General features: G+C 59.5%; 29 protein-coding genes. 11 read left to right on the top strand and 18 right to left on the bottom strand.

Annotated features, from left to right (window positions below; genetic code table 11):
• Positions 1-3 precede the first annotated feature (3 nt).
• Both FE702_RS11170 and FE702_RS11165 read right to left on the bottom strand, forming a co-directional pair.
• The gene (locus FE702_RS11170) at positions 4-453 is read right to left on the bottom strand and encodes a GAF domain-containing protein (RefSeq protein WP_147126384.1); all 450 of its coding nucleotides are present in this window, start codon (positions 451-453) and stop codon (positions 4-6) included.
• Positions 453-1628 carry an acetyl-CoA C-acyltransferase gene (locus FE702_RS11165; protein ID WP_147126383.1) on the bottom strand — a complete coding sequence of 392 codons (1176 nt, stop codon included), beginning with the start codon at positions 1626-1628 and terminating at the stop codon, positions 453-455. Before FE702_RS11165 ends, FE702_RS11170 begins: the two co-directional genes overlap by 1 nt.
• A 69-nt stretch (positions 1629-1697) precedes the next feature.
• Here FE702_RS11165 and FE702_RS11160 point away from each other — a divergent pair, with 69 nt between their 5' ends.
• The 3 genes from FE702_RS11160 (at position 1698) to FE702_RS11150 (ending at position 4390) form a co-directional block, all read left to right on the top strand.
• Positions 1698-2036, top strand: a complete 339-nt coding sequence (locus tag FE702_RS11160; protein WP_147126382.1) for an STAS domain-containing protein — start codon at positions 1698-1700, stop codon at positions 2034-2036.
• Between the two features lie 8 nt (positions 2037-2044).
• The gene (locus tag FE702_RS11155; RefSeq protein ID WP_147126381.1) at positions 2045-2497 is read left to right on the top strand and encodes an ATP-binding protein; all 453 of its coding nucleotides are present in this window, start codon (positions 2045-2047) and stop codon (positions 2495-2497) included.
• A 315-nt stretch (positions 2498-2812) separates the two neighbouring features.
• Positions 2813-4390: a gamma-glutamyltransferase family protein gene (locus tag FE702_RS11150; protein ID WP_147126380.1), complete on the top strand. Its 1578-nt coding sequence runs from the start codon at positions 2813-2815 to the stop codon at positions 4388-4390.
• Positions 4391-4493: 103 nt separating this feature from the next.
• On the opposite strand, the gene FE702_RS11145 is transcribed toward FE702_RS11150, so the two are convergent.
• The 4 genes from FE702_RS11145 to FE702_RS11130 form a co-directional block, all read right to left on the bottom strand.
• Entirely contained in the window at positions 4494-4727 is a 234-nt protein-coding gene (locus FE702_RS11145; RefSeq protein WP_147126379.1) for a hypothetical protein, read from the bottom strand.
• Between the two features lie 31 nt (positions 4728-4758).
• Positions 4759-5811 carry an L-threonine 3-dehydrogenase gene (gene tdh, locus FE702_RS11140; protein WP_147126378.1) on the bottom strand — a complete coding sequence of 351 codons (1053 nt, stop codon included), beginning with the start codon at positions 5809-5811 and terminating at the stop codon, positions 4759-4761.
• Between the two features lie 96 nt (positions 5812-5907).
• Positions 5908-7116, bottom strand: a complete 1209-nt coding sequence (locus tag FE702_RS11135; protein ID WP_147126377.1) for a glycine C-acetyltransferase — start codon at positions 7114-7116, stop codon at positions 5908-5910.
• 89 nt (positions 7117-7205) lie between these two features.
• Entirely contained in the window at positions 7206-7763 is a 558-nt protein-coding gene (locus tag FE702_RS11130) for a helix-turn-helix domain-containing protein (protein ID WP_147126376.1), read from the bottom strand.
• Between the two features lie 129 nt (positions 7764-7892).
• Between FE702_RS11130 and FE702_RS11125 the strand changes: the two genes are divergently transcribed.
• On the top strand, positions 7893-9068 hold the full coding sequence (locus tag FE702_RS11125; protein ID WP_147126375.1) for an acetyl-CoA C-acyltransferase family protein: 1176 nt from the start codon (positions 7893-7895) through the stop codon (positions 9066-9068).
• Between the two features lie 120 nt (positions 9069-9188).
• Here the strand turns inward: FE702_RS11125 and FE702_RS11120 are convergent, their stop codons facing one another.
• Genes FE702_RS11120 through FE702_RS11105 form a run of 4 tightly spaced genes read right to left on the bottom strand, consistent with a single transcriptional unit; the run spans position 9189 to position 12123 of the window.
• Positions 9189-10112 carry an OmpA family protein gene (locus FE702_RS11120; RefSeq protein WP_147126374.1) on the bottom strand — a complete coding sequence of 308 codons (924 nt, stop codon included), beginning with the start codon at positions 10110-10112 and terminating at the stop codon, positions 9189-9191.
• Positions 10109-10675, bottom strand: coding sequence for a peroxidase-related enzyme (locus tag FE702_RS11115; RefSeq protein WP_147126373.1), 567 nt, complete (start codon positions 10673-10675; stop codon positions 10109-10111). Before FE702_RS11115 ends, FE702_RS11120 begins: the two co-directional genes overlap by 4 nt.
• A gap of 3 nt (positions 10676-10678) precedes the next feature.
• Positions 10679-11407, bottom strand: a complete 729-nt coding sequence (locus tag FE702_RS11110) for a GNAT family N-acetyltransferase (RefSeq protein WP_147126372.1) — start codon at positions 11405-11407, stop codon at positions 10679-10681.
• Complete coding sequence (locus FE702_RS11105) at positions 11404-12123, bottom strand: competence/damage-inducible protein A (protein ID WP_147126371.1); 720 nt, start codon at positions 12121-12123, stop codon at positions 11404-11406. The genes FE702_RS11110 and FE702_RS11105 overlap by 4 nt, the downstream gene beginning before the upstream one ends.
• 46 nt (positions 12124-12169) lie before the next feature.
• On the opposite strand from FE702_RS11105, the gene sfsA reads away from it, so the two are divergent.
• Complete coding sequence (gene sfsA, locus FE702_RS11100) at positions 12170-12874, top strand: DNA/RNA nuclease SfsA (protein WP_147126370.1); 705 nt, start codon at positions 12170-12172, stop codon at positions 12872-12874.
• Positions 12875-12975: 101 nt separating this feature from the next.
• Here the strand turns inward: sfsA and FE702_RS11095 are convergent, their stop codons facing one another.
• The 5 genes from FE702_RS11095 to xth all read right to left on the bottom strand — a co-directional run bounded on the left by FE702_RS11095 (position 12976) and on the right by xth (position 16390).
• Positions 12976-13149 carry a Trm112 family protein gene (locus FE702_RS11095; RefSeq protein WP_147126369.1) on the bottom strand — a complete coding sequence of 58 codons (174 nt, stop codon included), beginning with the start codon at positions 13147-13149 and terminating at the stop codon, positions 12976-12978.
• Positions 13146-13787, bottom strand: a complete 642-nt coding sequence (locus tag FE702_RS11090; RefSeq protein ID WP_147126368.1) for an LON peptidase substrate-binding domain-containing protein — start codon at positions 13785-13787, stop codon at positions 13146-13148. Before FE702_RS11090 ends, FE702_RS11095 begins: the two co-directional genes overlap by 4 nt.
• 26 nt (positions 13788-13813) lie before the next feature.
• Positions 13814-14722, bottom strand: coding sequence for a thioredoxin (gene trxA, locus FE702_RS11085; RefSeq protein ID WP_147126367.1), 909 nt, complete (start codon positions 14720-14722; stop codon positions 13814-13816).
• Between the two features lie 77 nt (positions 14723-14799).
• The gene (locus tag FE702_RS11080) at positions 14800-15579 is read right to left on the bottom strand and encodes a HalD/BesD family halogenase (protein WP_186827061.1); all 780 of its coding nucleotides are present in this window, start codon (positions 15577-15579) and stop codon (positions 14800-14802) included.
• Between the two features lie 22 nt (positions 15580-15601).
• Positions 15602-16390, bottom strand: coding sequence for an exodeoxyribonuclease III (gene xth / locus FE702_RS11075; protein WP_147126366.1), 789 nt, complete (start codon positions 16388-16390; stop codon positions 15602-15604).
• Positions 16391-16485: 95 nt separating this feature from the next.
• Here xth and FE702_RS11070 point away from each other — a divergent pair, with 95 nt between their 5' ends.
• The gene (locus tag FE702_RS11070) at positions 16486-17115 is read left to right on the top strand and encodes an exopolysaccharide biosynthesis protein (protein ID WP_186827060.1); all 630 of its coding nucleotides are present in this window, start codon (positions 16486-16488) and stop codon (positions 17113-17115) included.
• Positions 17116-17118: 3 nt separating this feature from the next.
• Here the strand turns inward: FE702_RS11070 and FE702_RS11065 are convergent, their stop codons facing one another.
• Positions 17119-17526 carry a VOC family protein gene (locus FE702_RS11065; protein WP_147126364.1) on the bottom strand — a complete coding sequence of 136 codons (408 nt, stop codon included), beginning with the start codon at positions 17524-17526 and terminating at the stop codon, positions 17119-17121.
• 237 nt (positions 17527-17763) lie between these two features.
• Here FE702_RS11065 and FE702_RS11060 point away from each other — a divergent pair, with 237 nt between their 5' ends.
• The gene (locus tag FE702_RS11060; RefSeq protein WP_147126363.1) at positions 17764-19302 is read left to right on the top strand and encodes an AMP-binding protein; all 1539 of its coding nucleotides are present in this window, start codon (positions 17764-17766) and stop codon (positions 19300-19302) included.
• A gap of 177 nt (positions 19303-19479) precedes the next feature.
• Here FE702_RS11060 and FE702_RS11055 read toward each other — a convergent pair whose 3' ends face one another.
• Positions 19480-20166, bottom strand: coding sequence for a response regulator transcription factor (locus FE702_RS11055; protein ID WP_147126362.1), 687 nt, complete (start codon positions 20164-20166; stop codon positions 19480-19482).
• A gap of 148 nt (positions 20167-20314) precedes the next feature.
• On the opposite strand from FE702_RS11055, the gene ribA reads away from it, so the two are divergent.
• Both ribA and FE702_RS11045 read left to right on the top strand, forming a co-directional pair.
• Positions 20315-21376, top strand: coding sequence for a GTP cyclohydrolase II (ribA, locus tag FE702_RS11050; protein WP_147126361.1), 1062 nt, complete (start codon positions 20315-20317; stop codon positions 21374-21376).
• A gap of 13 nt (positions 21377-21389) precedes the next feature.
• Positions 21390-21884 (top strand): L,D-transpeptidase family protein, encoded by a 495-nt coding sequence (locus FE702_RS11045; protein WP_147126360.1) that lies wholly within the window; start codon positions 21390-21392, stop codon positions 21882-21884.
• On the opposite strand, the gene FE702_RS11040 is transcribed toward FE702_RS11045, so the two are convergent.
• A complete protein-coding gene (locus FE702_RS11040; RefSeq protein WP_147126359.1) occupies positions 21881-22537 on the bottom strand; it encodes a YggS family pyridoxal phosphate-dependent enzyme in 657 nt (218 codons plus the stop codon). The two genes, FE702_RS11045 and FE702_RS11040, sit on opposite strands and share 4 nt — an antisense overlap.
• Before the next feature lie 244 nt (positions 22538-22781).
• Here FE702_RS11040 and FE702_RS11035 point away from each other — a divergent pair, with 244 nt between their 5' ends.
• Together FE702_RS11035 and FE702_RS11030 are read left to right on the top strand one after the other, a co-directional pair.
• The gene (locus tag FE702_RS11035; RefSeq protein ID WP_186827059.1) at positions 22782-23858 is read left to right on the top strand and encodes a porin; all 1077 of its coding nucleotides are present in this window, start codon (positions 22782-22784) and stop codon (positions 23856-23858) included.
• 139 nt (positions 23859-23997) lie between these two features.
• Positions 23998-24441 carry a DUF3576 domain-containing protein gene (locus FE702_RS11030; RefSeq protein WP_255449666.1) on the top strand — a complete coding sequence of 148 codons (444 nt, stop codon included), beginning with the start codon at positions 23998-24000 and terminating at the stop codon, positions 24439-24441.
• Positions 24442-24506 lie beyond the last annotated feature (65 nt).

Genomic DNA, 24506 nt, shown 5'->3' with positions numbered 1-24506 from the left:
CGATCAGGCGAACACCTGATCCAAAAGGCTCTGCAAGCGGTCCGCGTCTTCGCGCGTGAATGCGCCCAACTGATCGCTGTCGATGTCAAACACGCCCAGCAGGGTCCCTGTCGCGTTTCGGACCGGGATAACCAGCTCAGACCGCGTGGTGCTTGAACAGGCGATGTGGTCAACAAACGCATCCACATCATCCACCAACTGCACCTCCCCTGTCCGCGCGGCGGCGCCGCAGACGCCACGCGCAAACGGAATGGTCAGGCACCCATGCCCGCCCTGATAGGGGCCAATCTTCATCATCTCGGGTGCAACCACACGGTAGAAACCCGTCCAATCGAACCGATCATCTGAATGATGCACTTCGCATGCCACGGTCGCCATCAGCGCTACGGGATCGCTTTCCCCGGCCGTCAAAGCCGTGACGGTTTGCGCCAACTGATCGTAATCAACCCGCATCATACACGCTCAATCGCAATTGCCGTGCCTTCGCCCCCGCCGATACAAATCGCGGCGACCCCACGCTTCAGGCCTCGCTTTTCAAGCGCATTCAACAAAGTGACCATAATGCGGGCACCCGAGGCCCCGATAGGGTGACCAAGGGCACAGGCGCCGCCGTTCACGTTCAGCTTGTCATGGGACACGCCCATTTCATGCATGAAGGCCATCGGCACGACGGCGAAGGCTTCGTTCACTTCCCACAGGTCCACATCTGCAACCGACCATCCGATTTGATCGAGCAACTTTTTTGCTGCTGGCACAGGTGCCGTTGTAAACAGACCCGGAGCTTGCGCATGAGATGCATGCCCCAGAATGCGCGCGCGCGGTGTCAGACCTTGCGCCTCAACGGCTGCGGCACTGGCCAGCACCAAAGCCGCTGCGCCATCCGAGATCGAAGATGAGTTGGCAGGTGTCACGGTCCCGTCCTTGCGGAACGCGGGCTTCAGGTGGGGGATTTTGTCAGGCCGCGCATTCCCGGGCTGTTCGTCAATTTCGACAACCGTGTCGCCCTTGCGACCCGAAACAGTTACGGGCGTCACTTCATCCGCAAAGGCCCCGCCTTCGATCGCGGCGGTCGCCCGCGACAAGGATGCCAATGCAAAGCTGTCTTGTGCCTCGCGCGTGAATTGGAACGACTCAGCGCAATCCTCGGCAAAGGTGCCCATCAGGCGGCCTTTGTCATAGGCGTCCTCCAGCCCATCGAGGAACATGCTGTCTTTGACCTCTCCGTGGCCCAACCGCGCGCCGCCGCGCATCTTTGGCAGAAGGTATGGTGCGTTGGTCATGCTCTCCATCCCGCCTGCGACAACCACATCGCTGCGCCCGAGCGCCAGAGAATCCCAAGCCATCATCGCGGCCTTCATGCCCGAGCCGCACATCTTGTTCAGCGTTGTCGCCGGGACTTCTTCGCCCAGCCCGCCCAGAAACGCTGCTTGGCGCGCTGGGGCCTGACCTTGGCCCGCTGGCAGGACGCATCCCATCAGGACCTCATCCGCAGCAGAAACACCGGCACCGTCCAGCGCCGCCTTGATCGCGGCACCGCCCAGTTCGGCGGCCTCAAGCGGAGCAAAGGCCCCTTGCATCCCGCCCATCGGCGTCCGCGCTGCTCCGCAAATGAAAACGTCCTGACCCATTGATGTTCCTCAACCAATTCTTAGCGCTTCGACCCTAGCGTGCGCACATATCAAACACGAGGCAATCATATGGATCTCAGCACCAAGGATCGGCCCGGACTGCGCATCGTTAAGGTCCATGACAGCCGGATTGATGCGGCAGTGGCGATCCAGTTCAAGGACAAAATGCGCGATGTCACGCAAGACGGCCCAAAACGGGTTATTCTTGACCTGTCGGACGTGACCTTCATTGACAGTTCGGGCCTAGGGGCCGTCGTCGCGGCCATGAAGCTTTTGCACGGCGCGCATATTCTTGAATTGGCAGGTCTCACCCCGGTCGTGGCCAAGGTGTTCAAGCTCACACGCATGGAATCGGTCTTTAAGATCCACGACAGCGTGGGATCGGTTCTGGCCCGTATGGCATCATAGGGGGCAAAATGATCGAAGTTCACACGACAGACAGCAGCCTCTCGATCCGCTGTGCCAGCGATACGTTCGAGGTTCGCAACTCGCTCTTGGCTCTGGTCGAGGATATGGAGGATCGCGCCTTTCTGCCCGAGGAAACCGGAACCGTTGAACTGGTCCTCGCGGAGGTGCTGAACAACATTGCTGAACACGCCTATGAGGACAAAGGCGATGGCCGCATTGAGCTTGATATGGCTTATGCACCCGGCAGCGTCAGCTTTGACCTGCGCGACTTTGGCAAACCCATGCCAGAGGGCAAAACCCCTCTCGGTGAACTGGCCAATTTGGATGTTCCGATTGAGGATTTGCCAGAGGGAGGATTTGGGTGGTTCCTGATCGGTGAACTGGCCAAGGACATGGTCTATGAGCGGCTGGAAAACGCCAATCACTTGCGCTTTCGCATGACCGTCGGCGCGCCCGCCTAAAACGCGACTGGCACCACAAGTTGGAACACCCATTTTGATGTTGATGGCACATTGCGGTTCAGCTGGGAACAGACTGTTTCTGCGCCATCTCGTTTTGCCGCAATTCCGCCGGAATGCCACCGCTCCGCCGCCCCGAACGGCCCGCATACCAGCCTCTGTAGCCAAGATGCTTCCCTCGGCGCAGCGCTATCTAGCCCCCACCCAGAGCGCGGCGCCGAGGTTCTTGGCTGCCAAATACTGCCCAAAAATCCATCAGATGAATTGAACTTTGACGTTCGAGGCTTAGGCTCCGCAACAATCAAGAACGGGGACACTATGCGCGATTTTCATCTTCCTGGACGATCAGAGGTCTTTGGCACACACGGAATGGTGGCCACGTCACATCCACTTTCCTCGAAGGTGGCGATCCAGATCCTCGAAGCCGGCGGAAACGCCATGGACGCGGCCATGGCTGCTGCTGTGCTCCAGGGCATCTGCGAACCCCAGATGACCGGAATAGGTGGCGATATGTTCGCCCTGATTTCGCCCACGCCCACCGCTGACATCATCGCCTTTAACGGATCAGGCCGCGCGCCAGCGGCGCTGAATGCTGCCGACCTGCGCGCTGAGGGTCACGAAGCGATGCCTGTTTTCTCAGCCCATGCTGTCACCGTTCCCGGTGCGGTTGACGCCATGTGTCAGCTGTCTGTGGATCACGGGAAAATCGGGCTGAAGGCAATTCTCGCGCCGTCGATCTACTATGCCGAGGCCGGGGTGCCGGTGGCCCCACGCGTTGCACATGACTGGGCCGGCGCGGCCTCCGACATTCCAGATCATGCCGCTGAACATCTGTTGCCAGACGGCAAAGCCCCTGAGCCTGGTTACCTTTACCGTGTGCCGAAGCAGGCGGAAGCGCTGCGTCGCATCGCGATGGACGGTCGCGACGGGTTTTACGAAGGAGAGGTGGCCGAAGACATGGTCGCCACTTTGCAGGCCCATGGCGGTGTGCACACGCTTGAGGACTTTGCCAATGTGCGCGGTGAATACACAACGCCAATCACCGGGACCTACGGACCCTATGAATTGGTCGAGCATCCGCCGAATGGCTCAGGTGCCACCGCTATCCTGATCCTGAACATCCTCAAACACTTTGATCTGTCCGGCATGGATCCCTTTGGCGCAGAACGTGCGCATATCGAGGTTGAGGCCGCCAAGCTGGCCTATGACACACGCGACCGCGTGCTGGGTGACGCGGATCACGTGACCCGGCTTGATCACATGCTGTCACCCGACACAGCGGCAGCGCTCGCCAAACTGATTGACCCGACCAAGGTCATCGCGTCGCCTCATCAAGCCAGCGAAGAGGTTCACAAGGAAACCATCACGCTGTCGGTCGTCGACAAGGACGGCATGGCGGTGTCCTTGATCTACTCGATTTTCAAGGATTTCGGTTCGCGGATCATGAGCGACAAGTTCGGCGTGATGTTCCACAACCGTGGTGCCGGGTTTAACCTCAAGCCCGGCCATGTGAACGAGGCGATGGGCGGCAAGCGTCCGTTGCACACGATCATTCCGGGCATGCTGCGCCAAAACGGACGTACGGTGATGCCCTTTGGCGTCATGGGCGGAGCCTATCAGCCACACGGCCACGCGCGCTTTATCACCAACATGGTCGACTTTGGCCTGTCCCCGCAGGAAGCCATCGACGGCCCCCGCTGTTTCTTCGATCAGGGAGAGCTTCGCACCGAGCGCGGCTATACGCCTGATGTCCGGCAGTCGCTTGCCGACTTGGGCCATCCGGTGAACTCCGACACCGGCCCAATCGGCGGCGCGCAGGCAATCCTGATCCGCGAGGATGGGGTGCTGGTTGGGGCGTCTGATCCTAGAAAAGATGGATGTGCGTTGGGGTATTGAGCTCCATCAACTGCCGTAGAAACCGTCGGCTACGCCGGAACGTATCCGGGGGTTTTATCATGGTGCGCGAGGTCCCGGATCAGGTCCGGGACTGCGGGGTCAATCAAGTCCGGTAGTCACCCTTCACGAGCTTCCAGCCTGAATGCCCGATCAGAAACAGGCCAAACAGCCCGCCAAACAGGATGGATTCTGACGTCACAAGCCCCTTGGGCATGCCTTTCGACACCATCGCAAACAGGATCAGCCCCGTGATCACCAGCCCCGAAATCAGCCGAAATTGATATTCGCCCTTGGTTGGCCCAAACTTGCGCTTTGGTTTGTCTGTCGTGTCGCTCATACTCTGCCAGATGGCGCTGGGCGCGGTACGGTCAAGCCTGCATTCCGGTCCAGTCCAGCACGACCTTGCCGCTTGATCCCGACCGCATGGCATCGAATCCGTCTTGGAAATCCTCCGCCGCAAACCGATGGGTGATCACCTTGGACACGTCCAACCCGTTCTGCAGCATCGCGATCATCTTGTACCACGTCTCGAAAATCTCGCGCCCGTAGACGCCCTTGATCGTGATCGCCTTGAAGACGATGCGGCTCCAGTCGACCGGGCTTTTGCCCGGTGGAATGCCCAGCAATGCAATCCGCCCGCCCATCACGAGCCCCTCGACCATTTGGTCCAGCGCGGCCTGATTGCCGGACATCTCTAGCCCCACGTCAAACCCCTCTTTCAGGCCAAGCCGCGCGGCAACAGCCTGCAGGTCCTCTTGCGCGACATTGACCGGCGTTACATCAGCCACGGCCTCTGCCAAGGAAAGCCGCTCGGGGTTCACATCCGTGATCACGACATTCCGCGCACCCGCATGCCGCGCGACCGCTGCCGCCATGATCCCAATCGGGCCCGCGCCCGTGATCAGTACGTCCTCACCCAGCAAATCAAAACTCAATGCCGTATGCACGGCGTTGCCGAGCGGATCGAGGATCGCGCCGATTTCATCCGGAATATCGTCAGGCAGAGGAACCACATTAAAGGCCGGAAGCTTGAGATATTGGGCAAAGGCCCCTTGCTCATTCACGCCGATCCCGCGCGTGCCGGGATCGAGATGGAACCGACCCGCCCGCGACTGCCGTGAGGTGTTGCCGATCAAATGTCCTTCTCCGCTGACCCTTTGGCCAAGATTCAACCCTTCGACCTGTGCGCCGATCTCGACGATTTCTCCGGCGAACTCATGCCCCGTGATTAGACCCAAAGGCACCGTTCCGGCGGCCCAATCGTCCCAGTTCCAGATATGAATATCCGTCCCGCAAATGCCGGTCGCATTCACCCGGATCAGAACATCCGTCGGACCAATTTCCGGCACCGGGTAGTGTCCCATCCAGAGGCCGGGTTCAGGATGAGTCTTGGCGAGGGCTTTCATTGTGTTTGCTTGCATCTTAGTGCTCCGTGCCCCGGGTTTGACCCGGGGCCTCGACCCGCTGGGCCGTTCCTGTGACATCGAGGTCCCGGGTCAGGCTCGGGACGCGTGATTCTAAAGCTTCTTGCGCTCCACCACCGGCAGCACCCCCAACTCACGGCCGGCCTGTCCGAAGGCATTCAGCCCCTGATCCAGATCGTCCCGTGTCAACGCCGCGTTCATCTGTGTCCTGATCCGCGCCTGTCCTTTGGGAACGACGGGATAGAAAAACCCAGAGACATAGACGCCCAGTTCAAAAAGCCGTGTAGCCATGTCCTGCGCCAGTTTGGCGTCGCCCAGCATCACCGGGATGATCGGATGCTCACCTGGGAGCAGGTCAAAGCCCAACCGCGTCAATCCGGCCCGCCAGTAAGCAGCGTTCTCAAAAAGGTGCGCGCGCAGGTCGTCTCCTGCTTCGGCCAGTTCCAACGCCTTCAATGACGCCGCCGCGATCGACGGGGGCAGGGCGTTCGAAAACAGATAAGGCCGCGCGCGTTGCCTCAACACGGAAATCAGCGGTTTGGGACCGGCTACATATCCGCCCATGGCCCCACCCAGCGCCTTGCCGAGTGTCCCGGTCAACAGGGTCACGTCCACCCCATGATGAGCTGGTGTCCCGGCACCTTTCGGCCCCATGAAGCCTGTCGCGTGGCAATCATCCACAAGCGTCAGCGCATCGTAGTCTTTGGCCAGCCGTGTGATTTCTGGCAGGTTGGCCAAGGTACCATCCATCGAAAACACACCGTCCGTCACAATCATCTTGAACCGCGCGCCAGCTGCGTCCGCTGCCTGCAACTGGGCCTCAAGATCGGCCATATCATTGGTCGCGTACCGGAACCGCTTGGCCTTGCAGAGGCGAATGCCATCAATGATCGATGCATGGTTCAAGGCGTCGCTGATCACCGCGTCTTCTGGGCCCAGGAGCGGCTCGAAAACACCGCCATTGGCATCAAAACACGCAGCGAAAAGGATCGCGTCCTCCATCCCCAGATAGGCCGCCAGCCGCTGTTCCAGCGTCTCATGCAGGTCTGCGGTTCCACAGATGAACCGGACCGACGCCATGCCATAACCCTGATCGTCCAAAGCTGCCTTGGCGGCCTGTATCAAGGCTGGGTGATCCGCGAGACCCAGGTAGTTATTGGCGCAAAGGTTGAGCAGTTTCCGACCACCGACCTCAATCTGAGCACCCTGTGGCGAGGTGATCGGACGCTCGATCTTCCACAACCCGTCATCGCGGATCGTCCCAAGTTCAGCTTCGATGTGGTTCAGAAACGCACGAGTCATGATGTCCTCCTTTACGGACACAATCCGGTATAACGGAAAATCTGTCCAGCAAGAAATTCACCATACTGGATAATTTCCATTTTAACGGATTATTCGCCGTGAACGATCAGAAAGGCGCGTCCACCGTCCCGCGCAGAAATGCGATGCGGTACATCGGCTGCGTAGCGCGCGGTATCACCTTCTTGCAGGGTGTCTTCTGCCTCGCCCGAAACCACGCTGACGGCGCCGTCGATCACGGCCAGCGTTTCTCGTGTGCCGGGTTGATGAGGGTCGCTGTCCAGCACACCGCCCGCCTCAAACTGCAATTCGTAAACCTCATGAACGCCTGCCTGTTCGGGGGCAGAGAGGATGCGGATCGTGCAACCCGTCCCACGTCCGGCAATGGTTGGTACGTCTCCAGACCGGGTGACGTTGATCTGCGGCGCGTTTGCATCTGCTTGCAGAAGACCGGCGAAATCGACCTTGAGTGCTTGCGTCAGGTTCCACAGGGTCGCCACCGTCGGGCTGCTTTCCCCGCGCTCGATCTGGCTGACCATCGACCGAGAGACACCTGACAACTGCGCCACAGCTTCAAGAGACAGGCCCTGCGCGGCGCGGGCCTCTTTCAGGCGTGTGGCAAGACGGTCAAGAATGTCGGGTCGGGTCATAGTGCTCTGATGCGGCAGGGTGGGGCACGCTGTCAACGAAGTGAGCGATTAACAGCCCGCTGTGACGGGGCGTTCAGGGTTGCGCGCCGGCCCCCACACTGCACACTGCGCGCAACACGGGAGGCATCCATGACAGACATCGTAATCCTCGGCGGCGCACGCACCGCCATCGGCACATTTGGCGGATCGCTGGCGGGGACCAGCCCCATTGCTCTTGGCGCAGCAGCAGCCACAGCGGCATTGGAACGCTCAGGCGTTGAGGGCGCGCAAATTGGCCACACCGCCTTTGGCCATGTCATCAACACCGAGCCGCGTGACATGTACCTGTCGCGCGTTGCTGCCATGCAGGCGGGTGTGCCCGAAACCGTGCCCGCCATGAACGTGAACCGTCTGTGTGGCTCTGGCCTGCAGGCCATCGTCTCGACGTTCCAGTCGCTCGCCATGGGCGATGCAGCGTTCGGTCTGGCCGGTGGGGCCGAAAACATGAGCCGCAGCCCGCACATTATCAGTGATCAGCGTTGGGGCGCGAAAATGGGCGACATCCAGACCCGTGACATGATGCTGGGCGCTCTGAACTGCCCCTTTGGCACCGGGCATATGGGTGTGACCGCAGAAAACGTTGCCGCAGAACACAACGTAACCCGCGAAGATCAGGATGCCTTCGCGCTTGAAAGCCAAGACCGCGCAGCTGTCGCCATCGAAGGCGGCTTCTTTGACGATCAGATCGTTCCGGTGCAGGTCCGCGTGAAACGCGACATGGTTGATTTCGCGCGCGATGAGCACCCCAAGGCCACAAGCATCGACAAACTCGCCAGCCTGCGACCGGTATTCCAGAAAGACGGCACCGTGACCGCAGGCAATGCGTCAGGGATCAACGACGGCGCGGCAGCGGTGGTGATGGCCACGGCAGACGCTGCCGAAAAGGCAGGACTGACACCGAAATTCCGCGTGCTGGGCTACGGTCATGCAGGCGTGCGGCCAGAAGTCATGGGTATCGGTCCGATCCCAGCCGTTGAAAACCTGATGGCCAAAACAGGCCTGACAGCAGGCGATTTTGACGTGATCGAATCCAACGAGGCATTTGCGTCTCAGGCCATTGCCGTGACGCGCGGACTGGGCCTTGATCCGGCCAAGGTGAACCCGAATGGCGGCGCAATTGCGCTGGGCCACCCTGTGGGTGCGACAGGTGCAATCATCACCGTGAAGGCGATGTATGAACTGGAACGGACCGGCGGGAAAAAAGCGCTGATAACCATGTGCATCGGCGGCGGTCAGGGCATCGCGATTGCGATTGAGCGGATTTAGAATCGCCGAAGTAAAAGGACTGCCCGGCGGCACCGCCGGGCAAACCTTCGACGGTCCCAAAGGGCAGGCGCTTTACAACTGCCCTTGGCCGGGTCGGCCCTCATAGCTTTTCACAGCAACCTACTCCGTCGAAATCACCACGGCCTCAACCCGGCGGTTCGCGGCACGGCCCTCATCGCTCAGATTGCTTGCGCGCGGGGATAGATAGCCCACACCTTCGGCTTCGACCCGGTCTGCTGCGATCCCGTAGACCGCAATCAAACGCGCGCGAACTGCCTCGGCCCGCGCGCGGCTGACTTGCAGATTGATCTCCAACGACCCGGAGGCATCTGTGTGCCCGACAAGGGCAATGCGTCGGCTCGGATTGGCGGTCAAGTACTCTGCCAAGGCAGCAAGCGATGCATAGGAGCCTTCGCTGAGGTTCGTGGTGCCGGTCGCAAAGCTCAAATCGCTCAGGACCACATGCCCGGCTTGATCCAGCCCGGTTTCTGCATCCACGGGATTGCTAACAGGCGCGTTGCTGGATTGTGAGGTCGTTAAATTGACCGCCGTGCCAGACCCGTTGACCCGCGTGATCTGCAAAAAGCCGACATCCAATGTGCGGCTGGCCAGGGCCATAACGAAGTCTTCGCCGCGCTCCGAAACCGCGCTGACATAGGCAAATTCGCCTAAATCCACGAACATCGCGGGCGGCGGAAGGACTTCGATGGCAAAACGAAAATCAAACCCGCCGCAATCGAACGTCTCGCAACCGAGCAAGACGCGATAGCCACCAGCAACCAGTTGATCCTCAAGCGGTGCAATAAGGTCGAGCGCGGTGATGCCCGGCTGCGGGACCCGATAGGCGGTGATCACCTTGTCGCCCGCCGTGTCGCGCACCGGCAAAAAGCCATCGCGATACGGCCCGGAGGGAACCGACACCCGCGCAGCAGACGACGACCGCTCTGACGTGACCTCGGCGCCAGATGGCACGCTCAACTCCAGCGCGCCGGCACATCCTGCCCACAGGCAAAGCCATGCCGCTATGATCCCATGCCTGATCATCGGTTTTGCGCGTGATACTCCGGATTGGGGCGCATGTCCGTCGCGCTCGCCACGCGATTGGTCATGTTGAAGAACCCTGTCACGTTGGCGATGTCCCAGATGTCGCGATCGCTCCAACCGGCATCGCGCAATGCCTGACGATCTGGTTCTTCGATCTTGTGGCTGGCCTCGGTCATGGCCACCGCGAAATCCAGCATTGCGCGCTGCTTTGGCGTGATGTCAGCGACCCGGTAATTCATGATCAGATGTTCGCCCAGTACAGGATTACCCGACATCGCGCGCACCGCCTGACCATGGGCCGTCAGGCAATAGACACAGCGATTGATCGAAGACACGACAACCGCGATCATCTCACGCTCAAGCTTGGTCACGCCGCTGTCGGCCAACATCAGATCATTATAGATCGTGGTAAAGGCGTTCAGCTTGTCGATATCAAACGCATAAGCCTGAAGCACGTTTGGGATCAGCCCCAGTTTCTCTTGGCAAATGTCGAAATACTTTTGTGTTTCAGGCGGTAGCGGATCGACCATTGGCAGGTCGAGTGCAGTTGGCAAATCAGTCATGGATCAGTCCCGGATACGATAGTGGTACTGTCCCACAGGCGTCATGCCGATAGAAGTATAAAGCGCGTTGGCAGCCAGATTGTCGTTCACGGTGATGAGAGTCAGCCAGTCGATCCCGTTTTCAATGCACCAGTTGCACGCGGCGACCATCATCCAGCGCGCGACGCCCTTGCGGCGATAGTCTGCCAGTGTTTCGACCCCGTGGATCATGGCCAGTGACCCCGCACCAGACACAAAGGCTGCACCAGCCGCCCGGTCATTCACCCGTCCGATGATCGACGTCTTGGGCGCGCCGGCCCGCTCCATGATGGCCAATCGACCAGGTCCGATGCCGCCTTCGGCCCAAATCTCCTTCTGGATCGCCAAGGGTTCCCAGAGGCTCCACGCGGTGGCATGCGGGACAGGCGCGGCCAAAGCCTCCGCTCGAATGGCATAGATCGTACAGGGGTCAACGATGCGATAGCCCCGCTCGCCAAGCGCTTGGTCCAATGGTCCGGACGGGCCGCGAATCTGAAACAACATCGGTTGATCCAGCGCGGTCATGGCGACCTCAGCCTGTTCAATCTCGGCGGGCGCGGTATCCTCATTCGCGCCCGGCGCCAATGAAGCCGCCATTGTGCGTTTGGACCCGCTGCTGTCCTGTCGGATGACCCAGATACCGTCTCGGCGCATGGCCTCTGGTGGCCATGAGCGGTCAATCAAATCAAAGATGTCCGCCGCATGCGGCGTCATGGAAACAACGCCACCAATTTGGCTTGCGCCTCTTCCAGAACGGCCATCTCTGTTCCGCGAATGACAATGTTGGAGCCGAATTTTCCGTCCTTCTGGAACGGATAGGACCCAAAGGACAGGTCCTGATAGGCGTCTACCAAGGTGGCCAAGGGACCTGCGATGTCCCCCTCACCGCGTTCGATCCGCTGCGTCACTGATAACAGCGGTGCGCCGCCTGTCAGGGTAGGAAGAACGCTCGCTACCATGGCCTGAAAGATCGACGGCACACCCGCCATCACGTGGACATTGCCAATGGTAAATCCGGGTGCTGCCGAGACCGGGTTATCAATCAGCGTTGCCCCATCGGGAATGCGCGCCATGCGAAGGCGGGCTTCGTTCAGTTCTGTCCCAGCCTTTTCGTAATGGGCCGCGAGGATGGCGCGGGCATCGTCGCGCACGTCGATATGCGCGTCGAATGCTGCTGCAACGCAGTCAGCAGTAATATCATCATGTGTCGGACCAATTCCGCCCGAGGTGAAGACATGGTCGAACCCGTCGGCCAGCGCTTTGACCGCCGCGACAATGGCGTCGCGATCATCGGACACGACACGCACTTCTTTCAGATCAATGCCTCGCTCGGTAAGTTGCCCGGCCAGATAGTGCATATTCGCATCCCGTGTGCGGCCTGACAGGATTTCGTCTCCGATTACGCACATGGCTGCTGTTGGGTTGGGCATCGGGGCACTCCTTGGACATCGACCTCTTGCGGTATAGGTCCGCCTCATGCGCTTTCAAACCCCACTTGTACCCGGCACGCTGATCCGTCGCTACAAACGCTTCTTGGCTGAAGTGGAGTTGGCAGATGGAGCGATTGTCACCGCCCATTGCCCCAACCCCGGTTCGATGATGGGTCTGAAGGCCCCTGGATTAAAGGTGTGGCTGGAACCTAATGACGATCCGAAGAAGAAACTGAAATATGGCTGGCGTGTCGCAGAACCCGGTGGTGTCATGGTGGGGATCGACACAGCGACCCCCAATCGCATTGTGAAAGAGGCCTTGGAGGCCCGGCGCGTAACAGAACTCGCCGACTACGGAACCGTCCGACCAGAGGTCAAATATGGCACAAACAGCCGTGTCGATTTCCTGCTGACGGAACCGGGACTGCCGGATGCCTATGTTGAGGTGAAGAACGTCCACCTGTTGCGCCGCGACGACTGGGCCGAGTTCCCTGACAGCGTCACGACGCGGGGGGCAAAGCATTTGTATGAATTGTCTGATATGGTCGCCCAAGGCCACCGCGCGATCATGCTTTATGTCGTGCAATACATGGGCTGCGGGCGGTTCACCTTGGCCGAAGACCTCGACCCAGCCTACGCCAAAGCCTACCGCGCTGCGCGCGAGGCGGGTGTGGAGATGTTGGCCTATGGATGTGATGTCAGCCCGGAGGAGATCACGTTGGCGGGGCCAATGCCTGTGATCGTGGACTAGGGGTGCTCCAGACCCAGGGTCGGGCGCGGCGCGGTGGTTCCCACCGGGCAGGTGCTCTGCTCAAGGTACGTTGTTATCAAAATCCACCTGGTTCCAGGCGATCAATCCAACTGCCGTGCTTCATCCACGAGCAACACAGGAATGCCATCCCGGATCGGGTAGGCAAGGTGCGCCGCCTTGCTGACCAATTCCTGCTTTGACGCATCATAGGTCAGACGTTGGCGGGTCTGGGGGCAGACCAAAGCCTCCAGCATCTTGGGATCAAACGCGCTCATTGCATCACCTCTTCACCGGCACCGCCACGCAGCGCGAATTCCAACAGCGTCACAAGCGTCTCGCGCCGCGTGCTCAGAGACGGGGCTTCAAGCAGTGCTTGTTTGTCTTCATGGTCAAAGGGGCACAGCATCGAGAGCGAATTGATCAGCATCTCGTCATCGGCCTCTTTCAGGCTGTCCCAATCCGTCGACAAATCCTGCGAGGCGAAAAAACGGCCCAAAAGGTCCAAGAACCCGTCCCGGTCAAAGCCCTTGTCGTGCTCTGTATTGCCAAGGTCGCGCTCAAACCCGGTCCAGTCCACTTCGCAGCGACGATAGGGGGTAAAGCCGCTGACTTCTTCTTTGACGCGAAACCGCGAAACGCCCGCCAACGTAATCATGTACCGGCCGTCATCCGTTTCAGAAAACTGGGACACGCGACCGGCGCAGCCGATCGAATGCAAGGTCGCCGTTCCGCTTGGCCCATCATAAGGCTGGATCATCCCGATCAGCCGGTGCGGCGTCTTCAGGCAATCTTCCAGCATCGCCAGATAGCGGGGTTCAAAGATGTGCAACGGCAACCGCGCACGCGGCAGCAAAAGCGCCCCGGGTAGCGGAAAAATCGCGATGGTGTCGGGTAGGTCGCCTGTCCAAGCCATAAGCTACACGTAAGCCGAAGCCGCCCTTAGACAAATATCATCGACGACAGTTTTCGACGCCCGTTCAGAACAACCGGGTCATTTGGCTTCAAAGCATCAAAAATGGTGAAGAGCTGCGTCTTGGCCGCGCCGTCATTCCACTCGCGGTCCCGGCGGAACAGTTCGAGCAGCTGGTCGACCGCACCTTCGGCATCGCCTGCCGCGTGCATCGCCTGTGCCAGATCAAAACGCGCTTGATGGTCGTCGGGGTTCGCCTCGACCGTCGCGGTCAGCTCGGCCACCGGCCCGGCGTCAGCAGCCTGCTTGGCCAGTTCCAATTGCGCCCGCGCGGCCTCGATCTCGGCACTGTCGCTGATCTCGGCTGGGGCGCCGTTCAGGATCGCCTCGGCTTGATCCAGCTCCTCCAGCGCCACATGCGCCCGGATCATCCCGCCATAGGCCGCTGCATTGTTCGGGTCTTCGCCCAGAATGGCCGCAAAGGTCTGAGCCGCATCCACAGCCGCTCCGGCCTCCAGCATCTCCTCAGCCGCCGCGACGGCCTCACCCAGACCGCCATCTGCCGTGCCGCCAGCTGCCTTGGCCACGCGTTCCACGAACTCATCAATCTGCGACGGAGGGATCGCGCCCTGGAACCCGTCAATTGGCTGACCTTTGTAAAAGGCATAGACCGTCGGGATCGACTGAATTTGAAGCTGCCCGGCAATCATCTGGTTTTTGTCGACGTCGACCTTGGCCATGCGCACCGCGCCTTTGGCCTTGGTCACCGCCGCCTCGAGTGCGGGGCCAAGCGTCTTGCACGGTCCGCACCATTCAGCCCAGAAATCCACAATCACCGGCACGTCATTCGACACCGCGATCACGTCCTCCATAAAGGTCGCTTCGCTGACGTCCTTGATCAGGTCTTCTGCGGCAGGTCCGGCATTCAGTTCGAGCATAATAGGCCCCTCATTCAAACTTGCATCGTTATATGCGTCTGGTTGTGGAGAAAGGGAAGGGGTGGGTGGCCGACTGCTTAGGACAGACGACCGTAGAAGGTCATTCTTGCGCTTTCAGACAGGCTGACACCGGGTTCGTCATTATAGGCCAAAACGGCCAGCATCCGGGTCTTGTCGCTGTCGTTTGGTGACACCCTATGGATTGAGTTGCGTCCTCTGAAGAGGACAAGCGTGCCGGGCTCCATCGTGAGGACGTCTGGTTTGGTGTCTCCATCGAGAAGAGCCGCAACCCCGCCATAGTTCATGTCCCCAGCGTTCGCGTCGCGCAGGTCCTTGATATATTCAAACCGGCTGCCCGCCTCGGGCTTTTGGATTAGCAAAGTGATGGCAAAGGACGAATTGTCGAAATGCCAGCCCAACTCTTGTCCACGCTCGGCGTAGTGGATGTTGATGGACGACAAAGGGTCTGCGTAAGGGTGCAACTCTGGCTGACCCGTCACAGCGCGCACAAAATTACGGAACTCTGCGGCATCATACAGCTCACGCAGTGGGCTATCGGCAGCCACCCTGTCATCACAAATGCACCCTTTCGATGAGACAACCTGTCGATTCACAGGGTGATCGTCATCCAAATCCGGGTCTTCCGGCGTCAGATACACCGTATGGTTCTGAGCGCAAAAATAGGCCTCTGCGCGACCGGCTTCTGCCTCGGCCCGCATGGTTTCCAGTGCTGCGGGGCGAATGAAGTCGGGCAAGACGAGCACTCCATCCCGATTCAGGCGTTCCGCGCAGGCGTTGCCGAATTCAGCGTCGGAGATTGGATAGGTCTCGAAGTCTACTATCGTCTCGATCGTCATCGGTGTGGCCTTTTGTTCCTCGTTAAAGATCAAACGTCGCAAAGACCGGGGCGTGATCCGATGGCTTTTCCCATCCGCGTACGTCCCGCAGAATCCGGCTCGAATGTGCCGCGTCAGCGATGTCCTGGGTGGCCCAGATGTGGTCCAGACGGCGGCCTTTGTCGGCGGCGTCCCAGTCTTTGGCGCGGTAGGACCACCAGCTGTAAAGCAGGCCTTCGGGGATGTCTTTGCGGGTGACGTCGACCCAGCCTCCGGCCTCTTGCACGGCGGTCAGGGTTTCGACCTCAATCGGCGTATGGCTGACGATTTTCAGTAGTTGCTTGTGGCTCCAGACATCGTCCTCGCGCGGGGCGATGTTGAGGTCGCCGACAAGGATGGCGCGTTGGGGGGCATCGGCCTCGAACGAGGCTTTCATCTCGGCCAGATAGTCCAGTTTCTGGCCGAATTTCTCATTCTTGTCCCGGTCCGGAACGTCCCCACCTGCAGGCACATAATGGTTGTGGACCACCACGCCATTCGGCAGCCTTGCAGCGATGTGGCGGGCGTGGCCAAGCGAGGCGAAATCCTCTGCTCCGACCTCTTCCAATTCCATTTTCGACAGGATCGCGACGCCGTTATAGCCCTTTTGCCCGCGCGCGACGATGTTGCCGTAGCCCAGAGCTTCGAACACCTCCATGGGGATCTTGTCGACAGGCGACTTGCATTCCTGAAGGCACAAGACATCCGGCGCCTCTTCTTTCATCAGCCGTGCGACAAGGTCTGCACGCAGGCGGACAGAGTTAATATTCCATGTGGCAAGGGTGAAAGGCATCTTTTTGGCTCCTGTCGCGTTGGCACAGCAAGACCACGTTTCTGACAGAAGGGCCAGTTGATCCGGAGCGAACGTCACCCGATATGGCAAATATCATGAGCCGTTCCATTTCTTCAGAACACAGTGCGCCCGCCAGCACGCCCTCCGCCCCCGTCAATGACATGCTGGATCGCGCGTCCGGTCTGAAGGACCATGACACGCTGACCTTTGGGGACGTTCTGGGTGAATTTGGCCGTGCCTCTTTTCTGCCGCTCCTGATCCTTTTGGGGTTGGCGCTTGCATCGCCCCTGTCCGGCATCCCGCTGTTTTCCAGCGTCGCAGGACTGAGCATCGCCTTGATCGCGTTTCAGGGTGCCGCCGGGCGCTCGGTGATCTGGCTGCCGAAGGCGTTTCTGTCAAAGGGGGTTAAAGGTGCGCGGGCCGCGAGTGCCATCAAGCGGCTTCGGGGCATAGCCACGTGGCTGGATGCCCGCACCGCGCGGCGCTGGCACCTGCTCACTGACCGGATTTCAGGCCGTGTGTTGATGGGGATTGCTGGGTGTGCAGGGGCTGCGACGCCGCTCTTGGAGCTGATCCCGTTTTCGAGTTCCCTGATCGGGCTTGGCACTGTCCTGATTGCGCTAGCGCTCTTGGTGCGGGACGGTGTGGTGGCGCTGGCGGGCCTTGGCGCGTTTGCCGCAGCAGCGGTGGTGCCCTTCACGGTCGCCACGACGCTGGCGAACTAGGACCTATTCCATCACCTGGTGCACCTCTATGACGTTGCCGTCCGGGTCATAGAAAAAGATCTGTGCCCAACCGGCGACGGCCTGATGGCCCCAATCTGCAAAGGGGATGTCATTCGCGCGCAAATGCTCTTTGAATGCCTCCAAATCGTCTGTCCGATAGGCGATGTGGCCCCGGCTGACCGGGTTGACGAATTGCCCTGAATGAAACCCCGCCAGCACATCCTTTTGCGCCAGATGCGTTTGGATCGCGCCATCGGTGACAAAGGCCACGTCGCCTGCATAGCCCTTCTTTTTCTCAAGCGTTGGCAGCCCCGCCTCTTCGCGCGCGAGGCCGAGGACGTCGCGGTAGAACACATCCATACGCTCAACGTTCTCGGTCGCGAGGTTAATGTGATGCAGTGTCAGTTTCATGGCGGCCCTCCCAAAGCTGTGGGAGGACCTTAGACCAACACCGCACGTTGGCCAGCGCTCTGTGCCGACCGCTCATCGTAGAACATGACGATCTTGTATCCGTCGGGATCACGTTTGCTTGGTCGATTGCCCCGCCGAGGTCGCGATTGTCGACGTGGCACATGGCTTGCTGCGCAATCTAAAGGATTTCTTTGGAATTTTGCTCTGACGTGCCAAGTTCTTGGGCACGGAGGACCCATGACAATCTATCACAGCCCCTTTCCCGACGTTTCGATTCCTGAGCAGACCATAACGGAGCGCGTCTTTGCCAATCTTGAGACACGACCCAATGAAACGGTCCTGACGGACGGACCGTCCGGCCGCACTTTGACGGCAGCAGAGTTTGTGGATCAGGTAAAACGTTTGGCCGGCGGGCTCACCGCTGCGGGCTATGGCGCCGGCAGGACGGTGGCGCTGATGGCGCCCAATATGCCCGAATACTGCGTCGTGTTTCACGCCGTGGCCTGGGCGGGTGGCACGATCACAACGTTGAACCCGACCTACACCGCCTCGGAGGTTGCGCATCAGTTGAAGGATTCCGGCGCTGACCTGCTGCTGACCATCCCGATGTTTATGGAAACTGCAACGGAAGGGGCTGGTGAGACGCCAGTCGTAGCGATTGGTACCCCCGAATTCGAGGCGCTGATCGGCGGGCCACTTGAGGCACAGGTCGCGGTTGATCTTGAAACGCATTCCGTTGTTCTGCCTTATTCATCCGGCACGACCGGCCTGCCCAAAGGTGTGATGCTCTCGCATCGGAACCTCGTGGTGAATGTCGAACAAACCATGGTCGGGACAGATTTTCGCGCCGGAGAAACCACGGCGGCGTTCCTGCCGTTCTTTCATATCTACGGCATGACAGTTCTCATGAATATGCATCTTGCGGGAGGCGGTGCGCTCGTGACGTTGCCGCGCTTTGATCTGCCGATGTTCCTGCAAATCAGTCAGGACGTGAAGGCGCGGCGCATGTGGGTCGTGCCGCCGGTCGCGCTGGCGCTGGCCAAGCATCCGTTGGTGGATGAATACGATCTGTCATCGATTGAGCAGATATTCAGTGGCGCTGCGCCTCTGGGCGGTGAGTTGTTCGATGCGCTCGCGGCGCGGCTCGGCTGTCTGACGTTGCAAGGCTACGGAATGACCGAGCTGTCACCTGTATCACATGCGGTTCCGGCGCATTCGCCGCGCGCTGGCGCTGCGGGCCTGACACTGCCGAACACGCAGACCCGGATTGTGGACCCTGAAAGCGGAGAGGATCAGCCGACGGGCGTTGAAGGTGAACTTTGGGTCAGAGGTCCGCAGGTCATGCAGGGCTACCTCAACAATCCTGAGGCTACCCAAGCCACGATCACCTCAGATGGTTGGCTGCGCACCGGGGATATCGCCCGCATTGATGAAGAGGGCTTTGTTTATGTCGTCGACCGGCTGAAAGAACTGATCAAGGTCAAAGGCTTTCAGGTCGCGCCAGCAGAGCTTGAGGCCGAGCTGGTTGCAATGGACGGGATCGTTGATGCTGCTGTCATCGGGGTGGCCGATGACGAAGCCGGGGAACGGCCTATGGCCTTTGTCATCCGCGCAGGCGACGCGCCAGACGCTGACACGGTCCATGCGCACTTCGCCAAGACGCTGTCGACATACAAACAGCTGCAGGACATTCGCTTTGTCGAGGAAATTCCAAAATCCGCGTCAGGCAAAATCCTGCGCCGTGTTCTGAGGGATCAGATCGCGACAGACGCTTGATCCGCCAGCGGATGGTCAAAAAAAACCCGGGCCAGTTTTTCAACCGAAGCCCGGGCAAGTCCAACAGGGAGGTGCAGATCGTAACCCGGATCTACGGCGGGATGCTAAGTATACGGGGTGGGAGGCCCCGTGGATCACTGGCTTAACCAGCGATCCACAAAAAGGTTCCAACAAAAATTACGCCACCAATCTGTACCCACCGGACTCGGTAACCAGCAGGCGCGCATTCGATGGATCCGGCTCGATCTTTTGGCGCAGACGATAGATGTGCGTTTCCAGCGTGTGGGTCGTGACGCCAGCGTTGTAGCCCCACACTTCGTGCAACAGAATATCGCGCGCGACGACGCCGTCGGTAGAGCGGTAGAGGAACTTCAAAATATTCGTCTCTTTTTCCGTGAGACGGATCTTCTTGTCTTCTTCCGTGACAAGCAGCTTCATCGCTGGCTTGAAGGTGTAGGGCCCAAGCTGGAAGACGGCGTCTTCCGATTGTTCATGCTGACGAAGCTGGGCGCGAATGCGGGCCAGCAGCACAGGAAATTTGAAGGGTTTGGTGACATAGTCATTGGCACCCGCGTCCAGACCCAGGATGGTGTCGGCGTCGGTGTCGTGGCCTGTCAGCATCAGGACGGGGCATTTCACGCCTTGCTTGCGCATCAGTCGGCACAGTTCGCGCCCATCGGTATCGGGCAGGCCAACGTCGAGGATGACCAGATCATAAAGGCTGTCCTTGATCTTTTCCATGGCCTCGGCCCCTGATCCGCCCTCGAAGACATCGAAGTCTTCGGTCATGATCAGTTGCTCACCCAGCGCTTCGCGCAGATCGTCATCATCGTCGATGAGCAGGATTTTCTTCAGTTGTGCCATGCGTTCCTCCGCCGATTTGTGGCGCGTCTGATCAGGAGATTGGCCAACGCGTCACGATGGGCAAGGTTTGCAACATTTCTCTCACGCAGCCGTTAGCCGGGAGATATGATTGTTTCAATTTCGAAGCGTGCGGGCCTATATGCGGACCATGACAACACCGCATCCTTTCACGCCAACATCCGCCGAAATGCGCGCCCGCGCGCGGACCGATTTGCGTATGGGATTGCCAGTCGTGATCGAAGGCGCGCTCGTCTTTGCGATCGAGACTTTGCAGAACGACCGATTTGATGCCTTGCGCAAAATGGACCAGCCGGTCGAAATCGCGGTCACCGATTGGCGCGCGGCCACGCTCAAGGCGCATGCCTATGATGTCGGCACGGCGCGCTTTGGCCTTCCGGCGGATGCGACGCTGGATTGGGTGCATTCGGTCGCTGATCCGGCGACCGATTTGCGCCACCCCATGAAGGGCCCGTTCAAAAGTCTGCGTGGCGGCAATACCGACATTCATCGTGCGGGCATTGCTCTGGCCAAGTCAGCGCAACTTCTACCGGCAGTGATCGTAGTCGCGGGACCGCATGTTACCTTGGGGCTGACTCAGGTCGGTACCGACATCCCCGAACGCGCCACATTTGCCGAGGTCGTTCACGCGCGCCTCCCGCTTGAGGCATCTCAGGCTGGACGCCTACACATCTTTCGCCCCGATGACGGCGGAACCGAACACTACGCAATCGAGATCGGTAGCCCGGACAGATCACAACCTGTTCTTTCGCGCCTGCACTCGGCCTGCTTTACCGGCGACGTGCTTGGGTCGTTGAAATGTGATTGCGGTCCGCAACTGCGCGCAGCGTTGGAGGCCATGGGCCAAGAGGGCAATGGGGTCCTTTTGTATTTGAACCAAGAAGGCCGCGGAATCGGGCTCGCCAACAAGATGCGCGCCTACGCTTTGCAGAACATGGGCTTTGATACGGTCGAGGCGAACCACAGGTTGGGTTTTGAAGACGACGAACGCGATTTGGCGCTGGGCGCAGACCTGCTTCGCAAGCTTGGTTTTACCAGCACGCGGTTGATGACCAACAACCCCGCCAAGGTGGCGCGGATGAATGATCACGGTGTCGAAGTTGTCGAACGTGTCCCGCTCAAGGTTGGAGAGACGCCCGAGAACGCGCATTACCTCGCCGTGAAGGCGGCGAAGTCCGGACACCTGTTGTGATCGGTGCCGCGCCATGAGGCGTACCGATATTGTTGTCACGCCGACCCATGTACGCGCCTTCGGTCGCAAACTGCCCTGCACGGTTGGGCGTGGTGGCATCACCAAGCGAAAGAAAGAAGGCGACGGTGCCACGCCTCGCGGTACGCATCGGTTGGTCGGAATGCTCTATCGGCCTGACCGCCTGTCGCGACCTGCCGACTGGGCGCTCCCGATCAGGCCGGGGGATCTGTGGTCTGACGATCCCGCGCATGAAGACTACAATCTTATGGTACGTGCACCCTATCCGCATAGCCATGAGGCGCTTCGCCGAGCTGACCCGTTATATGATGTGGTGCTTCTTACCGATTGGAATTGGCCTTACGCGGTCAAAGGTAGAGGCTCGGCCATATTTCTACATCAATGGCGCAAGCCGGGGTATCCTACTGAAGGGTGCGTGGCGTTTCGTCGGGACCATCTTTATTGGCTGCTGCCGCGCATCCGTTACGATACGCGCGTCATCGTCCTTTAGGCCGGTTTCACGCGTTCGCCAAAGATCGCTGATCCGACGCGGATATGCGTGGCGCCAAACTTGATCGCCTTGTCAAAGTCCGCGCTCATTCCCATCGAGAGGCCCTTTAGACCATTGCGCTCCGCCAATTTAGCCAACAGCGCAAAGTGCAAGGCGGCCTCCTCATCAACGGGGGGCAGGCACATGAGACCTTGGATGTTGAGGTCCATCGACCGACACTCTGCCACAAAAGCGTCAAGATCGTCCGGCGTGATTCCGGCTTTCTGAGGCTCTTCTCCCGTGTTGACCTGAATGAAGAGGTTCGGTGAGTGGCCGACCTCTTGTGCAATGCGGGCGATGGCTTTGGCCAGTTTCGGGCGGTCCAGGGAATGGATCGTGGAAAACAGTTCAAGCGCAGGGCGGACTTTGTTGGACTGAAGCGGCCCGACAAGATGCAGGTCCGTGTCGGGGAAATCGGGTTTCAGGGCTGACCAGCGCTCTTCGGCCTCCTGCACCCGATTCTCGCCATAGAGCCGGTGGCCTTGCTCAAGAACGGCACGGACGCGTGGTTCCGGCTGCACTTTTGACACCGCGATCAGGTGAACACTGCCTTCTGGGCGTCCTGCTGCGCGTTCCGCCTCAGCGACTCGCTCAGTAATGTCTGCATAGCTCATTCGCAAAACCCCCTTGTTTTGACCTTGATTTCGCCACATTTGGCCCTGCTCGCCGCTTGGCCCAGTTTTGAGATGAAATCCAGACCCACAGTGTGTGGCTACTTTGCATCAATCATGGGGCAGACCGATAGGCACTGAGGTGCATCGCTTGACCATTACGGGCCGTCAGAGCCAATACACCACCATGCTAAGACCCGTTCTTGGGGATTACGCATTCTCGAGAATGCAAACACGAGGGAAAAACATGAAACGCATCCTTCTCGCTTCGACCGCTCTGGTCGTGCTGGCAGGCGCAGCAGCTGCAGAAGTCAGCTGGTCGGGCGCAGCCACTCTGGAATACAATGACGACATCACCGACGGTTTCGACTTTGACGTCGATCTGGACGTGACTCTGTCGCAGACACTGGACAACGGTCTGACTGCATCGGCATCGTTCGGCTTTGAGCTGACCGACGGTGAAGATGACGAAGTCGACTCCGACGGCTTTGTCGCTGACAACAACGCGACCCTGTCGCTGTCGTCCGACACTGCATCGCTGATCTTCGGTGACACTGCATACGCAGCTGAAACCTACTGGTCGGGCGTCACCAACATGGCGGAAGACGCATTCTCCGAAGCAGATGGCGAAACCGTCATGCGCGGTGAAGCAATGTTCGGTGGTGTGACTGCTGGCCTGTCGTACATCCTTTACAACGACACCATCGGTGACGTGACTGGTGGTTCGGGCAACGCCAATGGCGACCTGGAGCAACTGTCGTTGGGTGTCACTGCAGACGTTGGCGCGGTCAACGTTATCCTGGCATACCAAGAAGAAGTTGACGGCGATTTCGCAGCTGACTTCGTTCTCTTCAACGGCGACAACAACGCCAACGAAGTGTTTGGTCTGGCAGTGTCCGGCTCCTTCGGTGGCGCAGACGTGACCTTTGCTTACGCTCAGGACGACGACGAAGACTCGACTGGTATCGAAGTTGCATACCCAATCGGTCCTGTGACCGCGACCTTCTTCTACGTGTCTGAGTCGGCAATCGACGACAGCTACGGTATCGCAGTTGCATACTCCGACGGCCCACTGTCGATCGACGCATTCTACCACGATGGTGGTGACGAAGACGCCGGCATCAACATGGAATACGACCTGGGCAACGGCATCGTTGCGTTCGCAGGCGGTTCGGATGACGACGGTCAGTACATCGGTGCAGAATACGACCTGGGTGGCGGCGCGACCTTCACCGCATCGTATGGCGATGACACCGGCAACGACGAAATCGGCCCACGCGACGTGAAAGACGGCACCACGCTGTCCCTGTCCTTCGCATTCTAAGTCGAACGTCAGTTCATTTAGGGAAGAGCGGTCCTTTGGGCCGCTCTTTTCTTTTCTGAAGGTCCTTCAACAGTTTGCCGGACTTGGCACCTTGGGTGCCGTTGGTTAAAGGTGAATGAAAGGAATGAGTGGGGCCCTCATGAAACAGTCAATCATCCGCTTTGGCGCCATTTCTGCGCTGGCCGCTTTGGTCGGTTGCGGGTCGATCCCGAACCCGTTTTCCGGATTGGGATTGGGTGCGCGCGAACCGGCGACGCAACAGGCCGCACGGATCAGGGGCGGCGAAACCGTCGCCGTAAACCGTTATCTCTGGCGCGCCGCGCTTGAGACGCTTGATTTCCTCCCAATCCAGACGGTTGATCCCTTCACCGGCGTGATCGTGACGGGTTTTGGTACGCCACCCGGCGGTGGCCGGGCCTATCGTGCGACGATCCTTGTGCAGGATCCAGCGCTAGAGGCGCGCTCGCTGAATGTTGCGCTTGTCACCCGCTCTGGACCTGCATCGCCTGCAACCGTCCGCGCGGTCGAGGATGCGATCCTGAGCCGTGCTCGCCAGCTTCGCGTGGCTGACGGCCGCCTATAATCAAAGATCCATTGAGTATTCGACGCGCTTGCAACGCTTGCGCGCCAAATCCCTTGTTTGGACGC

It is taken from the genome of Shimia ponticola (assembly GCF_007995215.1).
GTDB lineage: Bacteria > Pseudomonadota > Alphaproteobacteria > Rhodobacterales > Rhodobacteraceae > Shimia_B > Shimia_B ponticola.
This window is presented reverse-complemented; position numbering and strand designations above follow the sequence as displayed.